Below are 1,345 nucleotides of genomic sequence, written 5' to 3'. Positions count from 1 at the left end.
CTCGCGGTGTTGTCGGGTGAGCAGGAGCGTGCGGTGCTGGAGCTCGGCCGCGGTCCCGTCCACGACGGGCTGACCGGGCACACCCTGACCGGCCTGATCGCCGAACAGACCGCCCGTACACCGGACGCGTTGGCCGTCATCACCGAACAGGGCAACCTCACCTACGCCGAGCTGGACGCCCGCGCCGACGCCGTCGCCCACCGGCTCAAGGAGCACGGTGTCGGTCCCGGCAGCTTCGCCGCGGTCATGATCCCCCGCTCCCCCGAACTCGTCATCGCCCTCCTCGCCGTCCTCAAGACCGGCGGCGCCTACGTCCCGATCGACCCGGACTACCCCGCCGACCGCATCCAGTACATGCTCGACGACGCCCAGCCCCGCGCCCTGCTCACCCTCACCACCACCAACACACCCCCCACCACGGTGCCGACCCTCCACCTCGACACCCCCCAACCCACCGCACACAAGCACGTATTTGACGGGCCGTCACCCTCCGATCCGGCCTACATGATCTACACATCCGGATCCACCGGCCACCCCAAGGGCGTCATCATCACCCACCAGGCCATCACCAACCGCCTCCTGTGGATGCAGCACGCCTACCAACTCACCGCCAACGACCGGGTCCTGCAGAAAACCTCCGCCAGCTTCGACGTCTCCGTCTGGGAATTCTTCTGGCCCCTCATCACCGGAGCCACCGAAGTCCTCGCCAAACCCGGCGGACACAAAGACCCCACCTACCTAACCCACCTCATCCAGCAACACCAAATCACCACCGCACACTTCGTCCCCTCCATGCTCCACGCCTTCCTCGACGACCCCCGCACCCCGAACTGCGGCACTCTCCGCCACGTCATCTGCAGCGGCGAAGCCCTCCCGCCGACCCTGCGCGAGCAGTTCCACACCACCCTCGACGCCCAGCTCCACAACCTCTACGGCCCCACCGAAGCCGCCGTCGACGTCACCCACCACACCACCGCTCCCGACGACCACGGTCCCGTCCCCATCGGCCGCCCCGTCTGGAACACCGAGCTGTACGTCCTCGACCCCTGGCTGCGCCCCACCCCAACCAACACCCCCGGCGAGCTCTACCTCGCAGGCCCCCAACTCGCCCACGCCTACCACCACCAACCCGCCCTCACCGCCCAACGCTTCACCGCCAACCCCTACGGCCCACCCGGCCACCGCATGTACCGCACCGGAGACCTCGTTCGCCAAGACACCAACGGACAACTCCACTACCTCGGCCGCACCGACCACCAAGTCAAAATCCGCGGCCACCGCATCGAACTCGGCGAAATCGAAACCACCCTCACCCAACACCCCCACATCACCCAAGCCGCGGTCA

1 protein-coding gene is annotated in these 1,345 nt (G+C 67.7%); it reads left to right on the top strand.

Going from position 1 to position 1,345, the window contains the following annotated elements:
• Positions 1-33: 33 nt before the first annotated feature.
• The coding region (locus AC068B_RS41170) for an amino acid adenylation domain-containing protein (RefSeq protein ID WP_478676573.1) at positions 34-1,345 on the top strand (1,312 nt) is incomplete at its 3' end.

The organism is Streptomyces sp. NPDC042371 (genome assembly GCF_056437465.1).
This window is presented reverse-complemented; position numbering and strand designations above follow the sequence as displayed.